Source organism: Stenotrophomonas sp. 05L44_2, assembly GCF_056665995.1.
The window spans coordinates 1-4,047 of the sequence record NZ_JBFTNR010000385.1 but is presented as its reverse complement, the minus strand read 5'-3'; the positions used below and the strand labels follow the sequence as shown (position 1 = coordinate 4,047).

The 4,047-nt window shown below is 67.1% G+C and carries 5 protein-coding genes; all 5 read right to left on the bottom strand.

Translation table 11 applies throughout. The features are described from left to right. Positions 1–919 (bottom strand): pilus assembly protein N-terminal domain-containing protein (locus AC1VAN_RS14035; RefSeq protein ID WP_480986008.1); only part of this gene is annotated, 919 nt, incomplete at its 3' end. An 18-nt stretch (positions 920–937) separates the two neighbouring features. Next, a complete protein-coding gene (gene cpaB / locus AC1VAN_RS14030) occupies positions 938–1,987 on the bottom strand; it encodes a Flp pilus assembly protein CpaB (protein ID WP_480986007.1) in 1,050 nt (349 codons plus the stop codon). Positions 1,988–2,011: 24 nt separating this feature from the next. Next, positions 2,012–2,485 carry a TadE/TadG family type IV pilus assembly protein gene (locus AC1VAN_RS14025; protein ID WP_025878545.1) on the bottom strand — a complete coding sequence of 158 codons (474 nt, stop codon included), beginning with the start codon at positions 2,483–2,485 and terminating at the stop codon, positions 2,012–2,014. Continuing rightward, complete coding sequence (locus AC1VAN_RS14020) at positions 2,482–3,027, bottom strand: A24 family peptidase (RefSeq protein WP_032975294.1); 546 nt, start codon at positions 3,025–3,027, stop codon at positions 2,482–2,484. The genes AC1VAN_RS14025 and AC1VAN_RS14020 overlap by 4 nt, the downstream gene beginning before the upstream one ends. A gap of 100 nt (positions 3,028–3,127) precedes the next feature. Continuing rightward, positions 3,128–3,310, bottom strand: a complete 183-nt coding sequence (locus AC1VAN_RS14015) for a Flp family type IVb pilin (protein ID WP_025878547.1) — start codon at positions 3,308–3,310, stop codon at positions 3,128–3,130. Positions 3,311–4,047: the final 737 nt, after the last annotated feature.

The following is a 4,047-nucleotide window of genomic DNA, read 5'->3' as shown; positions in this document are numbered from 1 at the left end:
GAGTAACGGTGAGGCCGATGCCGAAGGGCTTGTAGGTAACCGTGGTCGTGCCGAGCCCCTGCGGCTCCAGGATCGGCAGTTCGCCACCGGCCAGGAAGCTGGCACTCTGCCCGGACAGCGCGACGAGAGTGGGCTCGGCCAGCACGCGCGCCATGCCGTTGGCCTGCAGCAGGTCGACATCGGCGTTCCACAGGCCCTTGGTCGAACCGAACACCAGCCTGAACGCCGAGGAGATCGGTGACTCGCTTTCGTTGCTCGACTCACCTTCCTTCATGCCAGGCAGGATGCCGGTGTTGCCTGGCAGCTGCCCGCCCGGCCGCGCGAATCCATAGGCGAAACCACCGTTGCGGTTCTGGAAGTTGATGCCGATCTGCTTCAGCGCGGTCTTGTTGAACTCGACCACCTTCACCTCGACCTGCACCACGCCTCCGCTGCTGATGGTGGAGGCATCGGCCAGGCTGCCGTCCTTGCCGAGCGCCATCACCGCGGTCTTCTGCTCCTGCATGTGCGCCAGCACGCTGTCGCTGCTTCCCTGCAGCAGCCCCTGCTGGTCCTGCTGGGTGAACACCAGTCCGCTGGAGCCGGCATCGGCGGCGCCCTGCACGGCACTCTGCACCCGCACCTGCACGCGCTGCGGTTCGCTCTGCTTGCGATGCCAGAGCAGCAGGGTGGTGGTGCCGGGGGCCTTGCCTACCAGCAGCGCCTGGCGTGCGCCGCGCAGCATCACGATGTCAGCTACGCCGGGGTCGGCGATGGCAACCCGTTCCAGGTCGGCCGGCAGCGTCCATGGCCGCTGTTCGCGGGTCTGCAGCAACAGATCGTCGGCAGCCACGCTCGCACCCGGTGCCAGCAGCACCAGCAGCAGGGCCAGCCAGCGCTGGCGGACAGTGGGGCGTAGGCGGTGGCGACGTTCAGTCATGTGCGCTCTCGGCAAGGGTCAAAGGGAGCCGCGGGGGGCAGCAGTGTCGCCGCGGATGATTTCGATGCCCGCCGGTCGCGGCGTCGAGCGACGCTGCACCGGTGCACGCGCCGGCGTTTCGTGGACGCTGCGCTGCACGCTGCTGCCGCGGCCAGCCAGCGCATCGCCATCCAGGCCGGCGTAGGCGTTGTTCTCCGGTCGCTGCAGGGCCTGCTGCTGCTCGTTGTCCAGGCCGCGCACCGGGTCCAGCACGCCGCGCGCCTGTGGGAACAGCGCCACATCCGGCAGGCCGGTATCGGCGGGATTGCGCAGGGCGAGGAACAGCTTGCCCTGCTGTGCGCCGAGCAGCAGGCGGTTGGCGTCGGCCACCGGCACCGCCAGCACCGCGGTGCGCGCCGGCTGCGTGGCATCGCTACCGTTTGCGTTGCTGGGGGCGCTGCTGGAACCGCTGGTGATATCGGCTGCACGTGAGTCGTTGCCTGCCGTGGCCGGGGCCTGGCCCTGGCTGCTCGTCGGGGCTGCCGCGATGTCCTGCTGTCCGTAGCTGAGCACGCGCAGGCGTGACAGCAGCAACCGCGTCTGTGCGATGTCCTGCTGGCCGTTGTAGCTGGTAGCGGCGCTGCGCAGGTTGAGGAAGACGTCGACGAAATCACCGGGCAGGATGCGGTTGCCTGCCGCGACCAGCTCATCGACCGGCACCGCCAATGCCCGTTCACCCGGCCGCAGCTGCAGCGAGAAGCCCTGTGCCAGCAGGCTGGCAGCAATCGCGCTGCCTTCGCTGATGTCCTGCACCGGCACCTTGCCGACCACCGCTGCCAGGTCGGCAACGGCCCCCGGCACTTCCGCGGTGCGTTGTGTCAGCCGCACGCCATTGGCGCTGATCGGCTCGCCGGCGGGTAGCCGCGCGGTGGCTTCAACGACACTGAAGGTCTGCGCATCGGCCTTCACGATCGTGCTCGGGTTGTCCRCCGAGGCCGCAGGCTTCCGCCCGATCACAAAGGCGACCACGGCCAGCAGCACGGCGAGCGCGATCAGCGCGATGGCGGCGATGCGGGTCAACTTGAGCATGAAAATCGTCTCCTGTACCGATCGTCAGTTGCTGCCGAGGTCCAGCTGGGCGACCGCGACGCTGCGGATGGGGGCCTGCATCACCCAGCCATAGAGCGTGGCGGTGCCGGGCAGGAAGGGATGGGACGCATAGTCGTAGCTCACCGTCACGGTCATGCATTGCACYGTCGCCAGGCCGGCGCAGGGCGCCTGCGGCGAGACCACGATRGCGCCGGTGCCGCCRCCGCTGCAGTCCGGGTTCTGCCCGGAAAACTGCARCAGCCATTGCATGGAGCGGCGGGCCGCCAGGCAGGCGGCGGTGCGCCGCTCGCCGGCGTTGCCAAAGCGCAGCGAAGCACGCGCGCCCTCGGCCGAGGCCGTCGCCAGCGTCTGCTGCGCGGCCATGATCAGCACGCCGGAAAAGGTGAGCAGCAGCAGCGGCACCAGGCCGAGCAGCAGCATCAACGCGAATTCGATGCTGGCCACGCCGCGTTGGCGTTGGCGCGCGAACGCTTTCATGCGACGCCTCCATAGGTGGTTGCCAACACCCAGCCAATCGCCGCGAAGGCCAGGTAGGCTGCGTAGGGAATGCCCTGTCGCCCCTCGCGCGCGGCATGCAGTTCGCGCAGAGCAGCGTGGCCATTCAAGTGCGTGCTGGCGCGGTTTACCTGCATCTGCAGGCGCAGCGGCAGGTGACCGGCCAGCTGCCGACCGGCCAGCACCAGCACGGCGTGGGCGCCTGCGGCCAGGCTGGCCAGCACCCAAACCGGCAGCAATGCCTTCCAGCCCAGCAGCAGGCCAAGCACGGCGAAGAACTTCACATCGCCGGCGCCCATCCAGCGCACCGCATAGAACGGCAGCAATGCCAGCAGGCCAACGACTGCGCCCAGCAGGTGTGGCGCCCAGGCCGTGCGCGTTGCATTGAACTGGCCGGCGATGATCAGGGGCACGGCGATCGCGCACGCGGCCAGCAGCCAGGTGTTGGGCACGCGGCGGGCATACAGATCGCTGATCGCAATCCGCAGGCACACTCCCATGGCCAGCAATCCCAGCAGTGTCATCGCACACCCTCGTTGTCCGTCACTGGACAGTTGCAGAACCCCTCATCGACCACCGCGGCCGCCATCGAAGCGACCGCAGGTGCTGCACCCTGCGCGCTGGCTAGGTGGTGGTGGCGTCGGTGGCAATGGCCTGCAGGCGGGTGAACAACGTGGTGAAGAACGCGGTGATCTGGGTTCTGCCCACCACGATCAGGATGCCGGCGATCACGGCGGCCAGCAGCCCGTATTCGAGCGCGGTCACGCCATCTTCTTCTTTCAGGAACTTGCGGATCGATGCGTTCATGACGGTTGTCTCCCTCTACCTGTCAGTTGCTGCAGGACACCTGCATGGCCGGTGGCCCGGCTCCGCCGGGACCGTCCGTAGGCCCCCGCCRTCCTGGCGGAGGAGGCACGGCGGGCAATCCCGCTGTGCTCAAGCAGGGTGATCATTCCCGGGCAGGGCAGCGGCCGCGCAACCACGACCACCCAGCTCCAGGCCGGTGGTCGAAACGGTATCTCGTACGTGCATGGTCATGCTGTCCCCCTGGGTGTGGCCGCTGTCTGCGTGCCCGATCACCGTGTATTCGACTTTGCCTGAATGGCGGTTGCCTGCAACCGGAACCTATATGCAAATTCGGCAGATTCGCTGCATGCCTGAATATTGCGGCGCGGATCTGTGACGTAAATCCGTTCCTGCGCAAAACGATTCATGGTCGTGCAGATAATGTGATGCCCATCCGCGCGCATGCGAAAACCATGCCATCGGCGCGCACATTTTCTTCACGCAGTTGATAATTCCGCAGCGTCGAAACATCCTGTTTACGACCGCCGATTATCGGGCATACTCGCATTCAAGGTTTTGCATTTTCAGGGAGGGACGCGCGTGCATCGCAGCGTCCATCTCGGCAACGGACGATGCTCTTGGAAACGGCGTGCGCCCTGTCAGGCAGTGGGGGCGGGGTCGTGCGGCAGACCAAACGGGGGACGACACTGTCATGGTCGATGGTGGGGTGGAAGACAACGACGACGGCGATCTCAGGT